The organism is Flavobacterium sp. TSSA_36, assembly GCF_051547165.1.
Classification (GTDB): domain Bacteria; phylum Bacteroidota; class Bacteroidia; order Flavobacteriales; family Flavobacteriaceae; genus Flavobacterium.
On the sequence record NZ_JBPTTP010000004.1, the window covers coordinates 121,339 to 144,158 of the forward strand.

At 35.3% G+C, this 22,820-nt stretch carries 14 protein-coding genes; 12 read left to right on the forward strand and 2 right to left on the reverse strand.

Going from position 1 to position 22,820, the window contains the following annotated elements:
- The first annotated feature begins 6 nt into the window (after window positions 1–6).
- Together ACSVH7_RS09770 and ACSVH7_RS09775 are read left to right on the forward strand one after the other, a co-directional pair.
- Window positions 7–1,881, forward strand: coding sequence for a peptidase U32 family protein (locus ACSVH7_RS09770; protein ID WP_438066511.1), 1,875 nt, complete (start codon window positions 7–9; stop codon window positions 1,879–1,881).
- A gap of 726 nt (window positions 1,882–2,607) precedes the next feature.
- Window positions 2,608–4,458: a response regulator gene (locus tag ACSVH7_RS09775; RefSeq protein ID WP_438066512.1), complete on the forward strand. Its 1,851-nt coding sequence runs from the start codon at window positions 2,608–2,610 to the stop codon at window positions 4,456–4,458.
- 263 nt (window positions 4,459–4,721) lie between these two features.
- Here the strand turns inward: ACSVH7_RS09775 and ACSVH7_RS09780 are convergent, their stop codons facing one another.
- Window positions 4,722–7,010: a glycosyltransferase family 4 protein gene (locus ACSVH7_RS09780; RefSeq protein ID WP_438066513.1), complete on the reverse strand. Its 2,289-nt coding sequence runs from the start codon at window positions 7,008–7,010 to the stop codon at window positions 4,722–4,724.
- A gap of 500 nt (window positions 7,011–7,510) precedes the next feature.
- Here ACSVH7_RS09780 and ACSVH7_RS09785 point away from each other — a divergent pair, with 500 nt between their 5' ends.
- The 10 genes from ACSVH7_RS09785 to ACSVH7_RS09830 all read left to right on the forward strand — a co-directional run bounded on the left by ACSVH7_RS09785 (window position 7,511) and on the right by ACSVH7_RS09830 (window position 21,769).
- Window positions 7,511–7,831, forward strand: coding sequence for a DUF6370 family protein (locus ACSVH7_RS09785; protein ID WP_438066514.1), 321 nt, complete (start codon window positions 7,511–7,513; stop codon window positions 7,829–7,831).
- A complete protein-coding gene (locus ACSVH7_RS09790; protein ID WP_438066515.1) occupies window positions 7,832–8,410 on the forward strand; it encodes a Crp/Fnr family transcriptional regulator in 579 nt (192 codons plus the stop codon).
- A 42-nt stretch (window positions 8,411–8,452) separates the two neighbouring features.
- Complete coding sequence (locus tag ACSVH7_RS09795; protein ID WP_438066516.1) at window positions 8,453–10,099, forward strand: tetratricopeptide repeat protein; 1,647 nt, start codon at window positions 8,453–8,455, stop codon at window positions 10,097–10,099.
- 415 nt (window positions 10,100–10,514) lie between these two features.
- Entirely contained in the window at window positions 10,515–18,281 is a 7,767-nt protein-coding gene (locus ACSVH7_RS09800) for a S8 family serine peptidase (protein ID WP_438066517.1), read from the forward strand.
- A 95-nt stretch (window positions 18,282–18,376) separates the two neighbouring features.
- Entirely contained in the window at window positions 18,377–19,411 is a 1,035-nt protein-coding gene (gene porV, locus ACSVH7_RS09805; protein WP_438066518.1) for a type IX secretion system outer membrane channel protein PorV, read from the forward strand.
- A 133-nt stretch (window positions 19,412–19,544) separates the two neighbouring features.
- Entirely contained in the window at window positions 19,545–20,261 is a 717-nt protein-coding gene (locus tag ACSVH7_RS09810; protein WP_342690198.1) for a pirin family protein, read from the forward strand.
- A 48-nt stretch (window positions 20,262–20,309) separates the two neighbouring features.
- A complete protein-coding gene (locus ACSVH7_RS09815; RefSeq protein ID WP_024981399.1) occupies window positions 20,310–20,591 on the forward strand; it encodes a GNAT family N-acetyltransferase in 282 nt (93 codons plus the stop codon).
- Window position 20,592: 1 nt separating this feature from the next.
- Window positions 20,593–21,000: an OsmC family protein gene (locus ACSVH7_RS09820; protein WP_315174289.1), complete on the forward strand. Its 408-nt coding sequence runs from the start codon at window positions 20,593–20,595 to the stop codon at window positions 20,998–21,000.
- A 5-nt stretch (window positions 21,001–21,005) separates the two neighbouring features.
- Window positions 21,006–21,233: a (4Fe-4S)-binding protein gene (locus ACSVH7_RS09825; protein ID WP_438066519.1), complete on the forward strand. Its 228-nt coding sequence runs from the start codon at window positions 21,006–21,008 to the stop codon at window positions 21,231–21,233.
- 11 nt (window positions 21,234–21,244) lie between these two features.
- Window positions 21,245–21,769: an NADPH-dependent FMN reductase gene (locus ACSVH7_RS09830; protein WP_438066520.1), complete on the forward strand. Its 525-nt coding sequence runs from the start codon at window positions 21,245–21,247 to the stop codon at window positions 21,767–21,769.
- Between the two features lie 419 nt (window positions 21,770–22,188).
- Here the strand turns inward: ACSVH7_RS09830 and ACSVH7_RS09835 are convergent, their stop codons facing one another.
- Window positions 22,189–22,746, reverse strand: a complete 558-nt coding sequence (locus tag ACSVH7_RS09835; RefSeq protein WP_438066521.1) for a hypothetical protein — start codon at window positions 22,744–22,746, stop codon at window positions 22,189–22,191.
- Between the last annotated feature and the right edge of the window lie 74 nt (window positions 22,747–22,820).

Consider the following 22,820-nt stretch of genomic DNA (forward strand, 5'->3'; position numbering starts at 1 on the left):
TTAAAAATGAAGAAGAAAATAGAAATACTAGCGCCTGCCAAAGATTTAGTTCATGGGATGGCCGCTATCAACGCTGGAGCCGACGCTCTTTACATTGGCGCACCAAAATTTGGCGCCCGATCCAACGCTACTAATTCGATCAACGATATTGCCGAATTAGTGAAATATGCCCATTTATTCAACGTGCAAGTTTTTGTGGTAATCAATACTATTTTGTATGATAACGAACTAGAAGAATGCCGTCAAATGATTTGGAAACTTTACGACATTGGGGTAGACGCATTGATTGTTCAAGATATGGCTATTATGGAAATGGACTTACCTCCTATCGTTTTGCACGCGAGTACACAAGCCAACAACAGAGATGCCGACAAAATCAAATTTTTGAAAGAGGCCGGAATGAAACGCGTAGTTTTGGCTCGTGAATTGAATTTACACCAAATCAAAGAAATTGCTGACACCGCCGATGTAGAACTAGAATTCTTCGTAACGGGTGCGCTTTGTGTTTCTTTCAGTGGTAATTGTTACATGAGTGTCGCTAATGGAGAACGTTCTGCCAATCGTGGTTCGTGTGCCCAAAACTGTCGTTTACCTTACAACCTCATCGATGGCAATGGTGAAACCTTAATCAAAAACAGTCACTTACTTTCGATCAAAGATTTTGACGTTTCCGACCAAATTCCAAATTTAGTAGAAGCTGGAGTCTGTTCTTTTAAAATCGAAGGTCGCCTAAAAGATATCGTTTACGTAAAAAATAACGTTTCCTATTTACGTCAAAAATTAGACGCTTTCTTAGAAGGAGACGGCTATGACAAATACACCAAAGCTTCTTCTGGAACGTGTACCTATACTTTCGACTCTGCTCTAGACAAAACCTTCAATCGCGGATATACGGATTATTTTGTCAACGAAAGACATCAATCCATTGGTTCTTGGGAAAGTCCAAAATCAAAAGGACAATATATTGGTAAATTGGTTAAAACTATTGGGAAAGCTTACAAAATCGAAAATGGTGAATTCCTAAACAATGGCGATGGGCTTTGTTTCATCAACGAAAACAACGAAGCGGAAGGACTATATATCAACAAAGTAGAAAATGGTTTAGCGTATCCCAATGTTTTAAAAGACATCAAACCTGGAACCTTTATTTATCGTAACAATGATGCCGCTTTCATCCGTTTAGTGGCTCGTGAAGATAGTGCGATTCGCAAAATCAGTACTAATTTATTGTTGACCGAAAACGAAAACGGATTTGAATTGATTGCCACAGATGAAGATGGCAATGTAAGCACGGTTGCTTTGGTTCATCCGAAAGAGTGTACCAAAAACAACGAATCGTTAGCTGAAAATTTCAAAGCCAATTTGGCCAAAACAGGATTCACACCATATACTGCTGATGAAATTAATGTGATTTTCTCTGAAAATTGGTTCCTACCGATTTCAAAAATCAATGAAATGAGAAGGACTGTTCTTGAACAATTGTCAGAAATCCGATTGAAAAACTACCATCGTGAGGAACAACCATTAGTCAAAACCACGCATCCTTATCCAGAAACCAAACTGGATTTTATGTACAATGTTTCCAACAAATTGGCGCGTAAATTCTACGAACGTCACGGCGTTACCGAAATCGAAAAAGCCTTTGAATTGCAATGGGATCCGGGAAAATCGAGAGTTATGACGACTAAGTATTGCATCAAATACGAATTAGAACGTTGTCCAAAATACCATCGTGAAAACATGGATAAAAAAGTAAAAGAACCACTCGTTTTAAAACAAGGCGAATTGGAATACAAACTCAAATTCAATTGCAAACCCTGCGAGATGGAAATTTGGGAAAAAGATGCCGAATTTGAAATCGAAGAAGATCATTTTCATTAGAATTTAATTACAAAGTGCGCAAAAGATTACGCAAGGTTCGCAAAGATTTTATTATAAAACCTTTGCGAACTTTTTTTTAATGGAAAACAAATAATTACAAAATATATTCTTACTAAACATAATATTGTTAAACCCAGAATCCGCATTAGACTTCGTAGCGAGACTGAATTATTCAATAAAAGCAAGAGCTCACGGACTATTTTTGAAGAAGGAAACAACGTTCAGTGAATACCTATAAAAAATATAAACCAATGAGCTAATACTTTTGTATTTTGATTTTAAAAATAGGAGTAAGTTCTTGGTTTTGACGAAGAAATTCATTCACTGAACTCCGCTAAAAAATATAAAAATGGTGAAGTAATTTAGTCGTAGTAGATTTCTAATGCGGAATCTGGGTTAAAATCACAAAACCCATTAAGCAAATCATTTTTTAAAAATATTTTCTTACAAAAGTGCATTTTTACAACCCCGCAACAACACCTACTTCCTTATAATACAATCATTTATACTTAATAATTTTTTTCGTGTTTATTTTTTTCCTATATTTAACTTGAGACACAAGAAAAATTAAATGAATACTTAAAAAGTATGTGTATGCTTTTTGATTAGTAAGTTCAAATAAATAATTCGCAACATCCCTTAGATTATTTTTCAATAAGATTTATTTTTCCATTAAAATGATGTTCTAAAATTATACTTTAAATACTCCAAAAAAACTATATATAGATGACAATTAATGTAAAACGTTTAGTTAATTATTTCTCCCCCGATCCCAAACGCGTAATTGTAAGATTTTTTATGCCAGGAGGCGAAGAGCGAGCAAAGAAAATCATAACCCGAATACATAATCTAGAGGAAGAGGATGTGATACAAGTATTAAATCAAACACTTAGAGATTTTAGTAATCGACATCGAAATATCACGAAAGTATTCCTAAATCATTTTGAAAAGGTCTCCTTTCTATTCGAACAAATTGATATCGATTCGCTTCAATTATCCAAAGAAAGAAAATTATTAATTGGCGCGTATTTTACTCACGAATATTCTATTGAGTCTGCAGCATTTTTTAATCCTTCAATGGTTGAAGATCCTGACCAGTCACATTTAGAAAATGGTCATAAGCGCGTGATTGTTAGCTTTAGAGCAACTGGAGAAGGACATGTGTCCTCTATCGGTTTTAGAAGTGCCATTGTAGACAGAGACAACAAATTACTATTCAGCCCTGTTAGTAAACTAGTAGACATGGCCGAAACGATTCAATTACACGAATACAATAAGAAAGATTTCATTCATAAATTACTTGACATGAATTTTTCTGACACGAAAACAATTTACGCTATTTTATCGCCTTTAAACGATTCCTTTTTGTTTAGAGATTTACTAAGCAACATAAATGCTTTTGTGAAAAACAACAATCTTACAATGATTGACAATACTATCTTAAAAGCCATAAGATTTACTGCAAATGCGCAGTACAAAATAAGCTTTTCCCTCGATACTTCTTTAAGTGAAAGAGTCATTTTTCCAGTTACCGATTCTGAAAGCAATGGCATAGAAGATGCTAGGTTCGTAAAATTTATCGAGGATGACAATACCACAAAATATTATGCAACCTACACCGCTTATAATGGCTATGTAATTATGCCTCAACTCATTGAAACTAATGATTTTTACACATTTACAGTCATGCCAATTTATGGCAAAAATGCTCAAAATAAAGGTATGACTCTTTTCCCTAGAAAAATCAATGGAAAATATGCCATGCTTTCGAGACATGATGGTGAAAATAATTATCTCATGTACAGCGATTCTATTAATAATTGGGATGGAGAAGCTATTTTATTGCAAGAACCTAAATTTCCATGGGAATTTGTACAATTAGGAAACTCTGGGTCTCCCCTAGAAACAGACAAAGGTTGGCTAGTTATAACACATTCAGTCGGAGCAATGCGCCGCTATGTGTTGGGTGCAATATTACTAGACCTCGAAGACCCTTCAAAAATGATTGCACAACTAAACACGCCACTTTTAGTAGCAAATGAAGAAGAAAGAGAAGGCTACGTTCCTAATGTAGTATACTCTTGTGGCTCCATGATACACAATAATAGTTTGATTATTCCATACGCGATGAGTGATACAAGCTCAGGGTTTGCTTGCATTGAATTGCATGAACTCTTCTCGGCAATGCTTACTGATCAATCTGCTCAAAAAGCCCAAAAAAAACAAATTCTACTAGTTGAAGACGACATCTTTAGCGCCACAATTGTAGAAAAAATACTGATGGATGCTGGATATGACGTAGAAGTTGCTAATGACGGATTAATTGCATTAGTAAAAGTGGGTGAAAAAACCTTCGATTTAATTTTAACCGATGTAAACATGCCCAAATTTAGCGGATTTGAGTTACTAGAATTTCTACAAAAAAACAACTTAAAAACACCCGTGGTTCTCTTAACAGGTCGCACTGATAATAATGATAAAATCAAAGGCTTACAATTAGGCGCTACAGAATATCTAAACAAAACCATTGGTGCTGAGTTATTGCTTTCTAAACTCGCTAACATCCTAAGCGACTAATTTACAGTGCACTATTGTTTTTACAACTATCCGGTAACGCATACCTAGACTCAAAATATTGAGAACATACTATGCTTCACTGTTCCTTTGCGATCAAAATTTCAAGCAAAGGTATAAAGACATTATAACACGAAGGATTAAGTGTGTATGATTTTCAAAAAAAGAATGCTTTTCTATCAAATGAAATCATGAAAATTCCTATTGTTTTTCATCATAAAAAAAGGCAATCCTCAAGAAAATCAAAAATCAAAAAAAAGAACAAATCAGGTTAATGATGTAGTAGTAAGCACTTGCTTTTCAAGCGGAACAGGTGATTTTTTCTGAATAGGTAATCCTACTTTTCTATCTCGCTCAGCTTCCCAAAGGGTAAGATAAGACAAAAGATATGATATTGTACTTTCTGCCCCTTGATTTCTATTCACACAGGTATCCTCTAATCCGTCACTACAGCCTTTTGTATCATTGTCATATAAAGGAATTCCTAAATCATTGTTCCCCATAAACCAAGTAAAAGCAATTTGCATTTTACTATAATACAAAGCTTCTTTAGTGACTTTCCATGCTTTATAATACATCTTCACCAAAGCCATCGCATCTATAGGCTGTTGTCCGGTTGAAGATACTTTGGACTGACCTTTGTAATACCAAGAATTACCAACAAGCGAAATAAAACCATTTTTGAAACAATGCTGATCTAAAAAAAGAGTGGTTTCCTTAGCAACAATTAATATTTTTTTATCATGAGTTATGGCATAGGATTCCCATAAAGCCAAAGGCAAAACTGCATTCTCATAGGACAAAACAGGTTCAAACCATAACCAATCAGGCTCTTTTTCTTCCGAATATTGCAAGGTTAACTTATTTGTGAGCGCATTTAACATAAACATTAATCTTTCATTGTCTGGGTATCGCATTAAAAAATTAGAAATACCTATTATTGTGGTTGCTAAAGCTCTTATCGATTTTAGATTTTCGAAATGATCTAACGCTTTAAAAAAGATATCTTTTGCAAATTGAAAGTGACTATCGTTTGGCGCTAGTTTAATCAAATACCCCATAGCCCATATCGTTCGCCCAAAAGCATCCTCAGATCCATTTTCGTCTAAAAACTTCTTGTCAAAACTCATATCGTTATGAAACCTACCGTCTTCCAACTGCATGAGCTTAATATATTGCAAATAAACGTCCGCTAATCGAACAGATGATCTATCCAAACCAAGTTCATATGCCTTTAATACCAAAATCAAAGCCCTTGCATTATCATCTAAACAATATCCCTCTTTATAATCGGGGACCGAATAATTAGCGTGCTCCACTATACCCGTAGAATCAGTTAAACGATGTATGTGATCTAAAATAAATTTTGGCAATTGACTAAAATCAGTACTCAAACTTGTATCCTTGATTTCCACTGGAGCTGCAATGATTTTGTTCAATACATTTTTATATAAAAACCCAATTTTATTCCAATACATTTCTTTTCCGTAGTCATAGGCTTTTTCTTTTATTGTAGTAATTTTTTTTGGGGATGCCAAAAGACCGCAAACTTTTTTGGCCAAATCCTCAGAATCACCAAAACCAAATGTCACTCCCCTTCCGTTTGCCAGCAATTCTTTTGCATACCAAAAAGGAGTAGACAAAATACAGGCCCCCGCACCTAACGCATAGGAAATAGTGCCACTAGTAATTTGACATTCATTCAAATAAGGAGTAATGTAAATAGCAATAGTTTGCAAAAAAGTTTTCAATTCATCCTCATCAATAAATTCTTCTTCAAAAATTACATGGGAAGCCACACCGTTTTCATGCGCTAATTTTTTCAGATAATCTCTATATTCTTCGCCACAATGTCGTTTTACATTTGGATGTGTCTGCCCCATTACGACATAAATCAAATCAGGATGTTGAATGATTATATCTGGTAATGCGTTAATGACCGTTTCTATCCCCTTACTTCTCCCTAAAAATCCAAACGTACTCATCACTTTTTTTTCTGGGTAAACAAACCTCGTAGGAACGTCTTTTATAGCAGAAAAATCAGGAACTCCGTGATGAATGAAGGAAATTTTCGAAATAGGAATTTCATATATTGTATTTAAAAAATGTATGGCAAGTTTACTCATCACTATCATCTTCTGTGACAACTCCCCTAATTTTTTAATAATTTGTTTCTCATGATATGAAGGAGTTTGCAACACAGTATGAAGTGTAGTCACCACGGGCACTTTCAATTGTTTCACAAGCGATAAAACAAATACACCACTTTCACCTCCAAAAATACCAAACTCATGCTGAACAATACATAGATCAACATTGGATTGGTTAATGTAATCTGCGGCTACCAAGTAATCTTCTTTTTCTTGCTGTCTTATAGTATATTTTACAATTTCGGGATAATTGTAATCATTCCCATTATCGTTTATTGCTACTATAAACACCTCGTCAACCGCTGAGGCGTCATTAGCATTAATCATTGAATTCGTAAGATTTACTGTAAATGTAGCGATACCACATTTTCTGGGGAGATAATTTCCTAAAATTGCAATTTTCATAATGTATACGTTTGTTTAATCAATTTAAAAAAAGCAAAACAACAAGTAAAATAGAAAAGCGTATTTCTTATCAAATTTAGGTAAGACACCATTAGGTTTGATGGCAAAAACACAGTAGGTTGTAAAAAATAGTATATGATTCAAAATCTGATTAAAAAAAAGACTTAAATAATTGATTGCTATACAAATACAAAACCATGCTTTACTCAAAGATAACAAAATAAAATATATTGACAAGAAAAATAGGACTTAATATTATTACAATCGATTCATCCTAAAAAACACATCAGACTGACTACCAATAAAATAAAAAAGACACCCCCTAAAAACTATACTTCAAATAGGTTTTAACTTGAAAACCGTTCGATCCTAAAAGAATAGTACTAAAACTTTGAAACAAAAAAAAAGAAGTGGTTTTTCAGTAAATATTGCTACCAATGCACAAAAACTGACTATTTTATTTCTATTTTTGAGCCTAATCCATCAGATTTACCGCTTCAATGAAAAAAATCTTCACCCTTTTTATAGTATTGTTTAGTTTGACTGTTATTGCACAAGAAAAAAAAGAAGTACCTAGTAAACAAATTGTAGAAGCTTCTTGTGGGCAATGCCAATTTGGTATGGAAGGGAAAGAATGTGACTTAGCCGTTCGCATCAACGGAAAGTCTTATTTTTTAGATGGCACTCACATTGACAAACACGGAGATGCGCATGCAGCAGATGGCTTTTGTGCCAAAGTGAGAAAAGCTGAAGTAATTGGCGAAATCGTAGACAATCGCTTTAAAGTAACCTATTTCAAATTGCTACCCGAAGTACAATAAATGGCTTTGATACTTCAAAATATTGCCAAACACGTGGCCTTAACCCCTGAGGAAGAGGCCTTATTTTTGTCAAAAACAACGACTCAAAAACACAAAGCCAAATCGGTTTTGTTGCACGCTGGCAAAGTGGCGGATAGTACTTATTTTGTCAATTCAGGGATTTTGAGAAGCTTTACGATCAACGATAATATTATCGAGCATGTATTGCATTTTGCCTGCGAAGGTTGGTGGATGGGCGATATGTACAGTTACATTTCTGGTAAACCAGGCAATCTTTTCATAGAAGTACTCGAAGATGCTGAGATAGTTACCATTACCAAAGAAAACCATCAAGAACTCTATAAAGCTATCCCAAAATTGGAACGCTTTTTCAGAATACTCGCCGAGAATTCCTTAGTAACACATCAAGAACGTTTGATGGATAATTTGAGCTTGACCGCCGAGGAACGCTACGAAAAATTCTGCAAAAAATACCCCACTTTAATTCACAAACTCCCTCAAAAACACATTGCTTCCTACATTGGCGTAACGCCCGAATTCTTCAGTAAAATGAAGAGTAGAATACATAAAAAGCAATAAGCATTTAGAAAATAAACAATATATTAGCAAAAATTTAAAAAATTGAAGCAGCTATTTTTTCTCTTATCCGTCTTGTTTTTTCATTGTGCTACTGGTATTGCACAAAATATAAATCAATTAAAAAAACAATACCAACAACTGACTGACTCGCAAAAAAAAGCCGATATTTTACTCAATCTCGGTAAGGCATACGAAAAAAAAGACTTAGACTCTGCCATTTTTTATTATAAAAAATCATTACAACTTACCGAAAACTCGAACGACACTCTTGAAGCCAGCATTTATTCTCGAATCGGAGGAGCTTATTTACTCAAAGGAAATTATGACGTATGCTTAGATTATCAGTTGAAAGCACTCAAAATATATGAAGAAAAACCATTTACTGAGGGTAAATTAAAAGTATATAACGGAATTGCGCTTGTATATTTTTATCAAGAACAATATGACAAAGCGCTCTATAATTTTAATCTTACTGAAAAACTATTACAAAAACATGGAGACAGTAATTCCGCAAAAGCAATTAAATTTAAAGGGAAATTATTCAATAATATTGGGATTATTTATGCTAGCAAAAAGCAGTACGATCTTGCCCTTGAATATTTTACAAGAGCATCAACGTTTAGTAAAAAAGCAAAAGATTATGATAATTTATCTTCTCTTTATGCTAATTCAGGACTCATCTATATTTATTCCAAACGCTACGAACTAGCAGAAGCAGCCTTGATAGAATCGCTTCAAATTCGTCAAAAAGAAAAAAATCTCTTCGGTTTATGCAAAGCCAATCATCTTTTAGGTATTCTGTATAAAGAAAAGAGAGCATTAGCAAAATCAGAACAATATCTTTTGAACAGTTTACAACTGAGTTATGAGATCAATTCCTTATCTTCAAGAGAGGAGATTTTAAAAGACCTGAGTAAATTGATGTCGTTAAAGGGAGATTTTAAACAGGCTTACAAATACCACGTTGCTTTCAAATCTATAAGTGACAGTTTGTTCAATAAAAAGAACCACCAAAAAATCATTCAAGCCGAAATGCAATATAAATTTGACAAAGCCAGTCATATTGCTAAAACAGAACAAAAACAAAATGAGTATTTACTAATAGCGCTTGCCATCTTCTTATCATTGATTATTGTTATTGTCATGATTATGTATCGCCTTCAGAAATCAAAGGTGAAAATTCAACAACTGGCCAAAGAAAGTGCTGAATTAAGCAACAAAGAATTCATTTTGAGAGAACATTCTTTAAAACAAGAATTAGAATTAAAGAGTAAAGAACTGACTACCAACATTATTTATCTTATTAAAAAAAACGAACTAATTCTTGAGGTTTCAAACCGATTAAATGAATTAAAAAAACAAGTGAAAAAGGAAGATCATGAAACTATCAAAAAAATTATCGCTGATTTAAAAAATGCCCAAGATGAAAACGTTTGGAAAGAATTTGAAGTCCGATTCAATCAAGTCTATAATGATTTTTATGATCGCTTAATCAGTAAATATCCCGATTTGACCGTAAACGAAAAAAGAATCTGTGGCTTTTTAAGATTAAATATGACCTCCAAAGAAATTTGTGCTTTAACCCGTCAATCTTACAATAGTCTGAATGTAGCAAGAGCCAGACTTAGAAAAAAACTTAACATCCATAATGAGGAAGTAAACTTGGTTAATTTTTTAGAAAATTTATAAGTTAAAGTAATAAATCCTACCTGTTGATTCTCCTAAAAAAGACGCTCCTAATAAAAGTCATCGGACTTTTTATTAGGAGTTTTTTTCGTGTTTTGTTTAATGATTCAAACAAAAAAAACTCTTTAAAAACGATTTTACATACGAATAATAGTGTTTTTTATTTTTCAAAAACACAAAAAAATAATCACTAAAATTTCAAAAAAAAAAAATCACAAGTAGCTCATTTTTAATAACTAAAAAACAATTGTTATTAAAATGTAATTGTTTTTTTTGAATACTACTTTAAATGTAACTATCCTTTTTATGATTCATTTTTTCATTTTGGCTACACTTGTATTCAACCAAATGGCTTAAACAAAACCATCTGTTTTGAATAAGCATATATTTTATTAACTAACCAAAAAAACAATTTTGAATGGTAAAAAATTACAAGAATGAAAATCAAATACTATGGATTTTGATTTTCGCTTTTTGGACTATTTTTTCTTTGGGTCAAAATGCAACTTTTAAAAAAGGGGTAAAACTAGGTACTGTGAAGGTAAAATTCACAGAACTAAACATTGCTACTTTAAAAAGCATTACGACCAGCAAAGGAAAAAAACCGCTTACAGGAATTCAGGCATTTGACAAAGTATCTGAAAAAGTAGGCGCCAAAAAAATGCAACGACTGTTTCCAGAAAACCCAAACCCTAGGCTGGAAGCTAAATTGAAAAAACACAAACTTGATTTGTGGTATGTGGTAGAAATTGAACAAAATCAAGACCCAGAAAAAGTAGTTGAACAATACAAAGCCGTAGCTGGACTTCAGTCGGTAGAGGTTGAAAAGGAAAAAGTACTTTCTAGTTATAGTTTCAAAACTATTCCTTCCTCACCTTCAGCCAAAACGAAAGCAACTACTGCTTATTTTAATGATCCCAAATTAGGCGATCAATGGCACTATGAAAATACAGGACAAACTGGATTCGCGAACGGATCAGATATCAATCTTTTCAAAGCTTGGGATATTGTAAAGGGAAGCCCAGAAATTATTGTTTCCATTCACGATCAAGGAATAGATATTAATCATCCGGATTTAAAGGATAATATTTGGAAAAACCAAGCGGAGATTAATGGAACCCTAGGAGTTGATGATGACAAAAACGGATTTATTGATGACTTTAATGGTTGGAATTTTGATAAAAAAAATGGCATTATAGATCCTGAATCACACGGAACACACGTTGCAGGAACTATTGCTGCTGTTAACAACAACGGTATTGGTGTTGCCGGTGTAGCTGGTGGAAGCGGAAAAAATGATGGCTCAAAAGTAATGTCTGTACAATGTTTAGGCGGAGGCAGTATCGATCAAACCTATATTTATGCAGCTAATAACGGTTCCGTTATTTCTCAAAATAGCTGGGGATACACTTCTCCAAATGCTACAGAACAATCTACTGAGGATGCAATCAATTATTTTATTGCCGAAGCAGGTGATTATCCGAATAGCCCAATGAAGGGTGGAATTGTGATTTTTGCAGCAGGAAATAGTAATTCTGAAGCAAAATGGTATCCTGCCTATTACGAAAACACCATCTCTGTTAGCGCTATTGGACCCGATTGGAAAAAAGCAAGTTATTCTAATTTCGGCTCTTGGGTTGATATTGCTGCTCCTGGAGGAGAAACCAATTTAGGCGCTACCAACGGTGTTTTGAGTACTTTACCTAAAAGCCAATACGGATTCTTTCAAGGAACTTCAATGGCTTGTCCCCACGTATCGGGTATTGCTGCATTGGCTTTAGCTAATAGAACGGAACAACTAACTCCAGAACAGCTAAAGAAGAAACTCTTAACTGGTGTGGTGGATATTGATAGCCATAATCCAGGTTATGAAGGAAAATTAGGATCCGGACATATCGATGCTTTTCTTGCTGTGCAAAACAACAATTACAAAGCCCCCGATGCCATTACCGATTTAAAATTGGAGGGAATTGCACAAGAATTTGCCAAATTATCATGGACAGTACCTAGTGATACTGATGATGTACAACCCACTAGCTTCCGTGTGTATTATCACACAGCACCTTTGACAAGCGTTAATCTTTCATCCGCTTCATTCGATGTTATAAAAAATACATCACTAAAAGGAGAAAGTATGACGCATACAGTAACCCAACTTTTAGGGCTAACCAATTATCATTTTATGGTTGTGGCCATTGACAGATGGGGAAATATTTCTAAATTTTCTAATAGCGTAACGGGAACCACCAATCAAGGTCCAAAAATTGAGGTAGATGACAATAGTAAAGAAATTGTTATTAATGTCAATGCTAGCACCTCATTTAAGGGAACTCATGATATGACTATTTTGAATAAGGACGAAGGTGTATTGAGATGGGAATTCACGACACACCATAAAGAAACATCAATTTCATACAACTCTATAAAAGCGATCAACTATCCAAAGGCTGCCGTAACAAAGATAGCCTCTTTAAGCAACATTGGTAAAATAGAAGCAAAAGAAGCTCGTTCCAATACAACTAAAGCAACTACAGCCGCATTTAAAGCTGTTGAGAAAAAACATTCTGACTATCCAACCAATTTAATTGGAGATACCGATATTAAATTGTCTAATTCTTCTGCAACAAAATTTTATGTAAACGAAGCAGAAGGATTTAATTTGACTAACGTTGAGGCATACTTAAGAGCTGATCCAGCATTCGGACCTGTTATTTTTGAAATTTATAAAGGATCAGAAATAGCAAAGAAAAATCTAGTGGCAGTTCAAGAATACTTGACTTGGAATGACAATCAAGGTTACGCTTTTTTAAAGCTTGACGAACAATTGTTTTTCGAAAAAGGAGATCAGTTTTGGATTGTAATTCACATACCAGCTGGTACAAAATATCCGTTGGGTATTGGGTACGAAAATTCAGCAAGTGGGTCTGAAAACTGTATGATATCCTTCGACTTAGGACAAACTTGGGGACCATTAGAAGTAGCGCTTGATAGTAAAAACTACGCTTTCAACACAACTGCTATAAGCCAGAATCAATATTTAGGAGAATATTTAACCTTAAACCCTAGTAGTGGAGAAGTGAACGGAAATAGTTCACAAGCAACCCTGCTGTCTGCAGATGGAACCACTTTGATAAATGGCACCTATAAAGCAAATGCCATTTTAAAATCAAATGATGCTTCAAAAGTAGAATACAAAGTTCCAGTTACTCTAAAAGTTGCAGGACATCAGCCAGTTTTAAAAACAGAAGAAGCACTTGATTTTTCGAGTGTGTTTTCAGGTATGACCAAAGAAATGGAAATTACCATAGAAAATACTGGATTAGGAAACTTTAACAATATCAATCTAAGTATTTCAAATCCAAATTTTGAATTAGTAGATTGGGCTCCTTATCAAATTGCTGCTGGCAAAAATGTAGTTTTGAAGATAAAATACAAACCTACGACAATTGGCAACGATAATGGTATTTTAAAATTATCCTCAAGCTCAAGTACTGCAGCTGTAAACGTAATTTTATTTGGAGTAAGTACAGAACCTGCAAAGATTGAAGTAACTCCAATGACGCAATTAATAGACAATGTAACCATTGGCGACCAAGTTACTGCAACTGTTACCGTTGAAAACAAAGGAAAAGCGGCACTAAAATACTTTATTCCAAATTACGATACTACTGGAATTAGTGAAAGCTGGAAAGGCGAAGTTCACAAATACGGCTATAAAGTACGCACAAATAAGCCAACTGAAGCCTCTCCTTTACCTTATGAATTTACCGATATTTCAGGTACAGGTACAGATATTACCAATTATTTCAAAAGTGATGACAATAGATACTATGAGCTTCCAATGGGATTTGATTTCCCATATTATACCAATAAAATGGAAACTTTATACATCAGTCATCAAGGCTTTACCACATTTGACAAAAGTATCAATCCAGTAAACTTGCCAGGTGTAGGCGGTGCATTTAGCCCAAAAGGATACATATCACCATTAGGAACTTATGCTACATTGAGTATGGGAGGAGCCATTCATTATAAAGTGGAGGCTGATAAAGTAATTGTTCAATACACCAACATTACTGATGGATGGTCAGGAACACTAACTGCTCAAATGGTTTTATTTGCTGATGGAAACATCCGTTTTTATTATGACAATATAAACTATGATACTGATGCGCTAGCTTATTTAAATATTCTTATTGAAGATTTTGATCAAAAAGATGGAATTCTAGTACACGACTTTTACAAAAGAATTAATATAAATTCTGGTTTAGCCTTAGGATTTGACTATCCAGGAGCAGATATCATTACTTCTATTAGCAATGCAGGTGGAATCCTAATGCCTGGAGAGTCTAAACAAATGGAGGTGGTTATGAAAACCAATATTTTAAATCAAGGTTTAAATAACAGATATATCAATATCATTTCTAGTGATCCTGTTACTAGTCAAAGCATTCCATTAATTCAAATTAATGTGACCAATGGAGGTGTTGGAAAACTCAGCCTTTCGGATACCGATATTCAATTTGGGGAGGTTTTTAAAGGAGCAACGACAAGCAAAAAATTCAGCATTAAAAATGCGGGAACTGCTCCATTAACACTAACTAGCTTTACCTCAGAGAATAATCAATTTACTATAAATGGAGACCAAACAGCTACTATTGCACCTGGTTTAGCCAGGACTTTTGAAGTGGTTATGCCAACAAATACGGTTACTGATTTTTCAGATACACTTCACATTGTTGACAATCAAGGCGGAACCCTAACGATACAACTTTCAGGAAAAGTGTTGGATCCTCCTGGAATTCTTGTAAACAATTTAGATACTATAGACACGGTATTGAAGCATGGAGAAACTGCAAAATTCCCAATTAGTATTGAGAACAATGGCATCGCAGATCTAGAAGTAGTTGCCACAGGAAACAACTGGTTAACCTTTTCGACTCCAATTACAACAACAGCGACTCCAAATTTCACCTATGCTTATGATGTTTATAATGATGGAACTAACTATCAATGGTTGGATATTCGTAAAAAAGGAAAACAAGTACCCGCTGTAGAAGATATATTTGAATTAGAAAATTTCTGGGAAAACATCAAACTTCCTTGGCCTGTTCAGTATTATGGAAAAGAATATTCTGAAATTAATGTAGGTATCAATGGTATCTTAACCTTTGATACACCTACTGAAATCCCATTCTTTGAGCGTAATTTACCATCTGAAATGGTAAAAACACTTATCGCGCCATACTGGTCATTTGCAGCCTACAACTACGAAATCTATCCAAAAGCGGATATTGGAATTTTCTATTACGGAGATGAAGACAAATTCGTTATCTCATGGGAGTATTTATCCAATTTCTTTGGTGGTTTAGGTGATCCTATTTCGGCACAGGTAATTTTCTACAAAAACGGTACCATGAAGTTTCAATATAAAGTAAATGGAAGTACCGATTTAACATCTAGCACTACTGCAATTGGCCTTCAAAACGGAGATCATACGGATTTTGTTAGAATGCCAGATCGTGACAATGTAGTACATGGCAATGGTCTTGTTTATGTAATTAGCCCCGCTAAAAAACACACAATCCCATCAGGTTCTATAATGAATGCTCAAATAGATATTGATGCGAATTATGTGTATGCAGGTCAACATGAAGGCAAACTAAAATTGCGAACCAATGTTCCTAACGAAGAAGTATTAGAAAAAACTATCAATTTAACCGTAACGGGTTCACCAATCATTGCTTCGAACAAAACGGAGATCAATTTTGGCGAATTAATGATGGCTGCTAATTCTACTAGTACTCAAGAATTTGAAATTAAAAATACGGGAAGTGAGACACTTCAATTAACAAACCTTGGAATTGAAAGTGGAGCAACCAATTATACTATAGAAACTTATATGTACCTTCAAAACTGGTTTGGTGGTTTCTGGACTTGGGTGAACATAGAAGACCTTGGAGGCAACTTCTCTCCTATTCTACCTGATGAAAGCAGTTTGTTTAGAATAACTTTTGCTCCTACTGAAGCAGGAACAATTGCAGACCATATTTTAGTCGAAAGTAATGCTACAGTTGCTGAATTCAAAATTCCAATTGCTGCAGTTGCTACTTACCCACCTACATTAACAGTACAAACCGAAAAAATATCAAGTCAAATTAAATACTTAACTGATCTAGATACCCAATTTGCTACGTTTGACAATACCAAAGGAAATGGCATTTTAAAGTATGAATTAAGCCTAGATTATATGAGAAAGGCAATTCCAGGTATAACTAAAACACCCGAATTTATTGCTAAGTATGATAATAAAGTTGCTATTGAAAAAGCATTAAAATCGTTCCCAGCACCAAAAGTTGGAGTTAGTAGCTATAACGCCACTACTTTCAACAGAGTTTTAGCTTACGAAGACAAAAATGCAGCAGATAACTTTTTTGGATATGGAGGTTCACAAGCCTTTACAACAGCTACTCGATTTAATGCTGGAAAAGAAGGATTCACACTTTCTCATTTCCAAACCTATATCGAAGGCACTAAAAATCCAAAAGGAACTATAGCTTATGAAATTCGTGCAGGAGGATCCTCTGTAGCCGAAGCAACTGTTATTGCTCAAGGTACTGTTGATTATGACTACACAGGAACTACAAGCGGAGAATGGTTAACCTTACCAATGAACGAATCTAAAGGATTGTATCCAAATGAAGATTTCTATGTAATTATTACGTATCCATATGAAATTCCATATGTACAAGGAGTAATAAAAGGTATCGAAAATACGCCTGGTAGATACATGTTCGAATCCGATGGAAATTGGTATGACCTTCAGGTGGGAGATAATTTATTTCCTGGATACGGATGGATGGTACGCGCTGCAGAAGAAAAATCTGTTTCGAATGCATGGGTTGGAATTAATGGAACTTCAACAGGATCTATTGCTGCTGGCGAAGTTTCAAAAGTTCAACTTGACTTTACAGCTGCCAATGGTGTGAGAGGTGATCAATATGCTATTTTGAAAATTAGAACGAATGATCCTGTAAATAGTATTGGAGAAATTCCAGTAGTAATGCATATCAATGAAGCACCTGTTTTTGCTAATGTTCCTGATAAAGCAGTAGTAGCTAACGAAAACTCGGTAAACACGCTTACAATGAGCGTAAATGATGCTGAAAAAAACACTATTACTGTAAAATCAACCGATGCGCCATCTTGGCTTACTTATAAAACAGTAGGTAACGAAGTGCAACTTTCATTAGCACCTGGATTTGAAAACGCAGGTACTTACGAGGTAAACTTTACAGCATCTGATGATTTAGGTGCTTCTTCGACTATGAAATTCGCTATCGAAGTCATGAATACCAATCGTGCGCCAATTGTACTTAAAACAAATGGACTAACTTATTCTAAATTGAATCATTTTGATGTGCAACAATTTGCCTCTTATTTCTCTGATTTAGATCAGGATAAAATGACCTTTACGGCTAGCATAGACAAACCAGCAGTTGCTTCTGTAACTACAGGTCAGGAATTAGGTTCTTTTGTAATTCAAACACAAGCTGTAGGTGAAGCTTCTTTACTGTTGAAAGCTACAGATGCCTTAGGTGCTACAACAGAACAAACCATAAAAGTTGTTGTTGTAAACAATAGAGCGCCAATTGCTTTAGAATCAAAAGCTATTGTTTTTGATAAAATAGCGGTAACAGAATCTTTCGATTTTGCTCCCTATTTCTCAGATGCTGATGGAGATAAACTAACTTTCAAAGCAAGTTTAGCAGATCCAGCCATTGCTTCTTTGACAGCCTCTGATAAAGGATTCAACCTTGAAAGTTTAGCCAACGGAGAAACTCAACTGGTAATTACAGCTACAGATATTTATGGAGCTAGCACACAACAATTGGTTACTGTTATTGTGAATCAATCTGAAGTAATGGAGCTTAACATCTTCCCTAATCCTGTGGTAAACAACATCAACATCAAATGGGAAAACCGTTGGATCGGAGACGTTACAGTTGAAATTGTATCCATCAATGGGAATACAGTACGTACATACGAAGTGAAAGAAGTACAATTTACCAAGTATAGCGAATTTGATTTGAGCAATTTAACTTCAGGTGTTTATTTCATACGCGTAAGCGGAAAAGAAGGAACGTCCTCTGTAGTTAAATTTATTAAAAGAGCAACAGAATAAGTAATACAATGAAGTGATTACGTAGCGATACCTTAACCTTTAGGTATCGCTTCACGTAGTCTCGTTTTTAATAAAAAATTAATTAACGTATACACATGAAAAAAATAATTCTTTTATTTTCACTACTAATAGGTTTTGGAAATGCACTAGTACAAGCACAAAACAAGACCACAGTTACTGGTGCGCCTTTTTTAAGAATCGCTGCAGATGCTAGGGCTGCAGGTATGGGAGATACGGGTGTTGCTACATCAGCAGATGTTTTTTCACAACAATGGAATGCGGCAAAATATCCATTTACCGAAAATAAAATTGGCGTAGGACTAAGCTATACACCTTACCTGACGTCATTAACGAATGATATGGCTTTGTTAAACCTCAATTATTACAACAAAATCAATGATCGAAGTACTTTTGCCATTGGTTTACGCTATTTCGGAATGGGAGAAACTGTTTTTAGAACCAATGAAAACGACCCTGGTATGGCTGTTAATCCAAACGAATTAGCGCTAGATGGATCTTATGCCTTAAAACTAAGCAACAATTTCTCAATGGCAGTTTCTGGACGATACATTCGTTCGGATCTAAAACTGCAAGAAGTAGATGCTAATGGAAGTGCTGCTAACACTTTTGCCGTTGATTTATCTGGCTTTTATCAATCAAACGAAATTACTTTTCAAAGTTTTCAAGGAGTTTGGAGAGCCGGTTTTAACTTCTCAAACCTAGGACCAAAATTGAATTACAGCAATAATTCTGGTGCTGAAACGGTTTTACCATCCAACTTAAAAATTGGTGGTGGCTTTGATTTTATTTTTGATGATGAGAACAAATTAGCTACTTCATTAGAATTCAATCAATCACTTGCAAAAGGAACTAATGCACTAACCACTGGATTAGGATTAGAATACTTATACAAAAATTCCTTTGCTTTAAGAACAGGTTATTTTAATGATTCGGATGAATTGGGTAACCTTAATTTTTTCAGCTTTGGTGCAGGATTTGCTATCAAAAAATTAAAATTTGACCTTTCCTATCTTGCTTCTACTTCCAATCATACTTCACCATTGGATAATACTTTACGTTTTTCAATGTCATTTAATTTTGGAGACTTAGCACAAAAAACCGAAAATTAAAAGCTAAAATCTTTTTTTACTAAATGAGCCCGATACTATTTCGGGCTCATTTTTTTTCTTAATCTAGGTTAAGTGACTTTTGCTCACAACGAGCATACCTTTGTATCCTAGTAATCACTAAATTTATACGAAGATGAAAAAATCAGTTTTACATACCGCAGATTCAAGAGGACACGCTAACCACGGATGGTTGAATGCTTATCACAGTTTTAGCTTTGCTAGTTGGTACAACCCCGATAGAGTTCAGTTTGGTATGCTACGCGTTTTGAACGATGATACTGTTGCTGCTGGAATGGGTTTTGGTACGCATCCGCACGACAATATGGAAATCATCACCATTCCGCTAGAAGGCGATTTGGCGCACAAAGACAGTATGGGCAATGCCGCAACTATCAAAACAGGCGATGTACAAGTAATGAGTGCTGGAACGGGTATTCAGCACAGTGAATTCAATCCGAATGCGGACCAACAAACCAAGCTATTCCAAATTTGGTTGTTCCCAAAATACCGCAATGTAGCACCTCGCTACCAACAAATCACTCTGGACGTTACCGAACAAAAAAACAATTTTGCTCAAATTCTATCGCCAAATCCAGACGATGCTGGGGTTTGGATTCATCAAGATGCTTGGTTTTATTTGTCTGATTTTGATGCCGATTTTTCTAAAAAATTAGCCTTACAAAAAGAAGGTAACGGTTTTTACATTATGACTATTGAAGGCGAAATAGAAGTCAACGGAGAACGACTAAGCAAAAGAGATGCCCTTGGAATTTGGGATACTCCAGAAATTGACATCAAAGCAACAACAGCTGCTAAATTTTTGGTGATGGAAATCCCGATGGAACAATAAATAAAGTAGTTAGTCGTCAGCACATAGTATTCAGTAAAAAAGTAAGTTATGAACGAAGTACAAGTAAAAATCAACGATAAAAAAGGGAGTTTTTTTATTGAAATTGAGGGCAAACAAGAAGCAGAAATGACGTTTGTTTTTGCTGGGGAAGACAAAATCATTATTGACCACACGGGTGTAAATCCAGGCAATGAAGGAAAAGGTTTGGGTAAACAAATGGTCGCTCAAGCGGTAACTTATGCGCGAGAAAACAACATTAAAATCATTCCGCTTTGTCCGTTTGCCAAAAAAGTATTCGACAAAACTCCAGAATTTAGAGACGTACTTTAATATGGAAAACTTACTAGAAAAAGACGTTCAAGGAAGCATTGGTGCACAAAAATACTTGTGCACCATTTCTTGGCGCAACGGCGAATTACTAATGGACGAACCCGAAACTATTGGAGGACAAGATTTGGGGCCTGACCCCTACTCTACTTTATTGGCTTCGCTGGCGGGTTGCACACTTTCTACCTTGCGAATGTACATTGACCGCAAAGGTTGGAACATTCCCGAAATTCAGATTGCGTTGAATTTATCACAAAATAACGAGTCCGAATTAGAGACCACCATTTCTAGAACCATCACTTTTTCTGAAATCATTACCGAAGCGCAAAAAGAACGCTTACTTTTGATAGCTGAGAAATGTCCCGTTTCGAAACTATTAAAAAACAAAGTCAGTATTAACACTCAACTATAAATACTATGGATGCCAAAGATTTAACCAAAGAGTATAGCAACGGCGAGGTAACCATTGTTTGGAAAAACAGCTTATGCAAACACGCTGCCGAATGTGTAAAGAACAATCCCGACGTATTCAAACCCAAAGAAAAACCGTGGATTGTTCCCGAAAATTCGACTACCGAAGCCATAATTGGTACGGTAAAAAAATGTCCTTCGGGAGCATTGACGTACTATATAAATAAAGAATAAAAATATTTATTATGAAAAAAATACTAGCATTTGGCGCATCCTCTAGCGCGACTTCTATCAACAAACAATTGGCTACCTATGCCGCATATCAATTCGCCAACGCAACCGTTGAAGTTTTGGATTTGAACGACTACGAAATGCCCATTTTCTCAATAGACAAAGAAACCAAAACCGGAATTCCACAATTAGCCCACGATTTTTTTGCCAAACTGGGCAGCGCAGACCTTATTGTCATTTCGTTTGCGGAACATAATGGCGCTTATTCGACTGCTTTCAAAAATATTTTGGATTGGGCTTCCCGCATTAACGGTAAAACCTTTCAAGAAAAACCAACGCTTTTGCTCGCTACGTCACCCGGACCACGAGGAGGTGCTTCGGTTTTGGAAATGGCCAAAAACAGATTTCCTTTCCAAGGAGCCGATGTAAAAGGTGCTTTTTCGTTACCGAGTTTTGCGACCAATTTTGATGCAGAAAAAGGAATCACCAACGAAGAATTGAAAGCACAATTGCTAGAAATTATTGCTTCAATAGAGTGAGAAAGTGAGAAGTGAAAAGTAATTAGTAAAAAGTCTAGTAACTATTACTATTCTGTTTGTCGTGCTTTCAATTGCCTCCAGCTTTAGCTGGAGTTATGAAGATGAATTGTTTTGGCTTTAGCCAAATAAAAGCAGCAGATTTTGGCTAAAGCCTTTAAAAATTTAAAATTTCACCCCTCCAACTAAAGTTGGAGGCAATTAATGTCCCAAAAAAACTGAATAGTTACAAAGTCCATTTTGTTAGTTCTAGGAAAATGTCATTAACAATAAGAGAAAAAAGCTCTGGGTTTTGTCATTCCGACAAAGGAGGACACGAGCAAAGCGAATTGGCAGAGCAATCACATCATATAAATAGCGTGTGTGATTCCTCCTTCGTCGGAATGACAAAAAAACTCATAAATATTTTACAATCAAACCACTTACAAAACCCTCTCTATAGCTTCGATGGCTTTGTAAAAATCAATGGGTTTTACTTCTTCAAAAAAGTCGATTTCGTGGGTATGGGGCAAGAAATCTGAAATAATACGCACAATAAAATCCTGTGGCTGCTTGAGATACATAAAAGTATAGTCTTCCATATTCACCACGGTACGTTCGGCCAAATTAGTCGTTTTCACAAATTTATCCGAAGTCAACGAAGACAAACAAAGCAAGTTAGTTTTGGGTTCCGTTAAAATAGGTTTGCCGTTTTCGAACAATTGTCCTTCGTAACCATAAAGCGAAGCATTGGTGATTTCTATTGGCATTCCTAATTGTAATTCGGCTGGCAAATTTTCAGGTTTTCCTACTATGGCGGCAAAGCCGATTAACACACACAAATCGTGCGGAGGCAAATGCATCATTGCTTTGGCAGTGGTTTCTCTTCCCACACCTGAGATCACAATTTGGTAGTCATTTTGTAAAAACGGAAAGCGTTGCAAGGCATTGTACACTTTCTCGGCTTCGATTTCCATTGGGGTCAGTAGGATAACTTTCATTCTTTTATTTTTTTTCGGGATGTTGGCTAATCAAGCCCTTTCTTGCCTTCTAGCCCCGGTAGGAGCGGCATCCT

What these genes read in the sequence shown, in the direction of transcription:
- ACSVH7_RS09770 (WP_438066511.1), top strand. Translation starts at nt 7, where the DNA reads ATGAAGAAGAAAATAGAAATACTAGCGCCTGCCAAAGATTTAGTTCAT.
- ACSVH7_RS09775 (WP_438066512.1), top strand. Translation starts at nt 2,608, where the DNA reads ATGACAATTAATGTAAAACGTTTAGTTAATTATTTCTCCCCCGATCCC.
- ACSVH7_RS09780 (WP_438066513.1), bottom strand. Translation starts at nt 7,010, where the DNA reads ATGAAAATTGCAATTTTAGGAAATTATCTCCCCAGAAAATGTGGTATC.
- ACSVH7_RS09785 (WP_438066514.1), top strand. Translation starts at nt 7,511, where the DNA reads ATGAAAAAAATCTTCACCCTTTTTATAGTATTGTTTAGTTTGACTGTT.
- ACSVH7_RS09790 (WP_438066515.1), top strand. Translation starts at nt 7,832, where the DNA reads ATGGCTTTGATACTTCAAAATATTGCCAAACACGTGGCCTTAACCCCT.
- ACSVH7_RS09800 (WP_438066517.1), top strand. Translation starts at nt 10,515, where the DNA reads ATGGTAAAAAATTACAAGAATGAAAATCAAATACTATGGATTTTGATT.
- porV (WP_438066518.1), top strand. Translation starts at nt 18,377, where the DNA reads ATGAAAAAAATAATTCTTTTATTTTCACTACTAATAGGTTTTGGAAAT.
- ACSVH7_RS09810 (WP_342690198.1), top strand. Translation starts at nt 19,545, where the DNA reads ATGAAAAAATCAGTTTTACATACCGCAGATTCAAGAGGACACGCTAAC.
- ACSVH7_RS09815 (WP_024981399.1), top strand. Translation starts at nt 20,310, where the DNA reads ATGAACGAAGTACAAGTAAAAATCAACGATAAAAAAGGGAGTTTTTTT.
- ACSVH7_RS09820 (WP_315174289.1), top strand. Translation starts at nt 20,593, where the DNA reads ATGGAAAACTTACTAGAAAAAGACGTTCAAGGAAGCATTGGTGCACAA.
- ACSVH7_RS09825 (WP_438066519.1), top strand. Translation starts at nt 21,006, where the DNA reads ATGGATGCCAAAGATTTAACCAAAGAGTATAGCAACGGCGAGGTAACC.
- ACSVH7_RS09830 (WP_438066520.1), top strand. Translation starts at nt 21,245, where the DNA reads ATGAAAAAAATACTAGCATTTGGCGCATCCTCTAGCGCGACTTCTATC.
- ACSVH7_RS09835 (WP_438066521.1), bottom strand. Translation starts at nt 22,746, where the DNA reads ATGAAAGTTATCCTACTGACCCCAATGGAAATCGAAGCCGAGAAAGTG.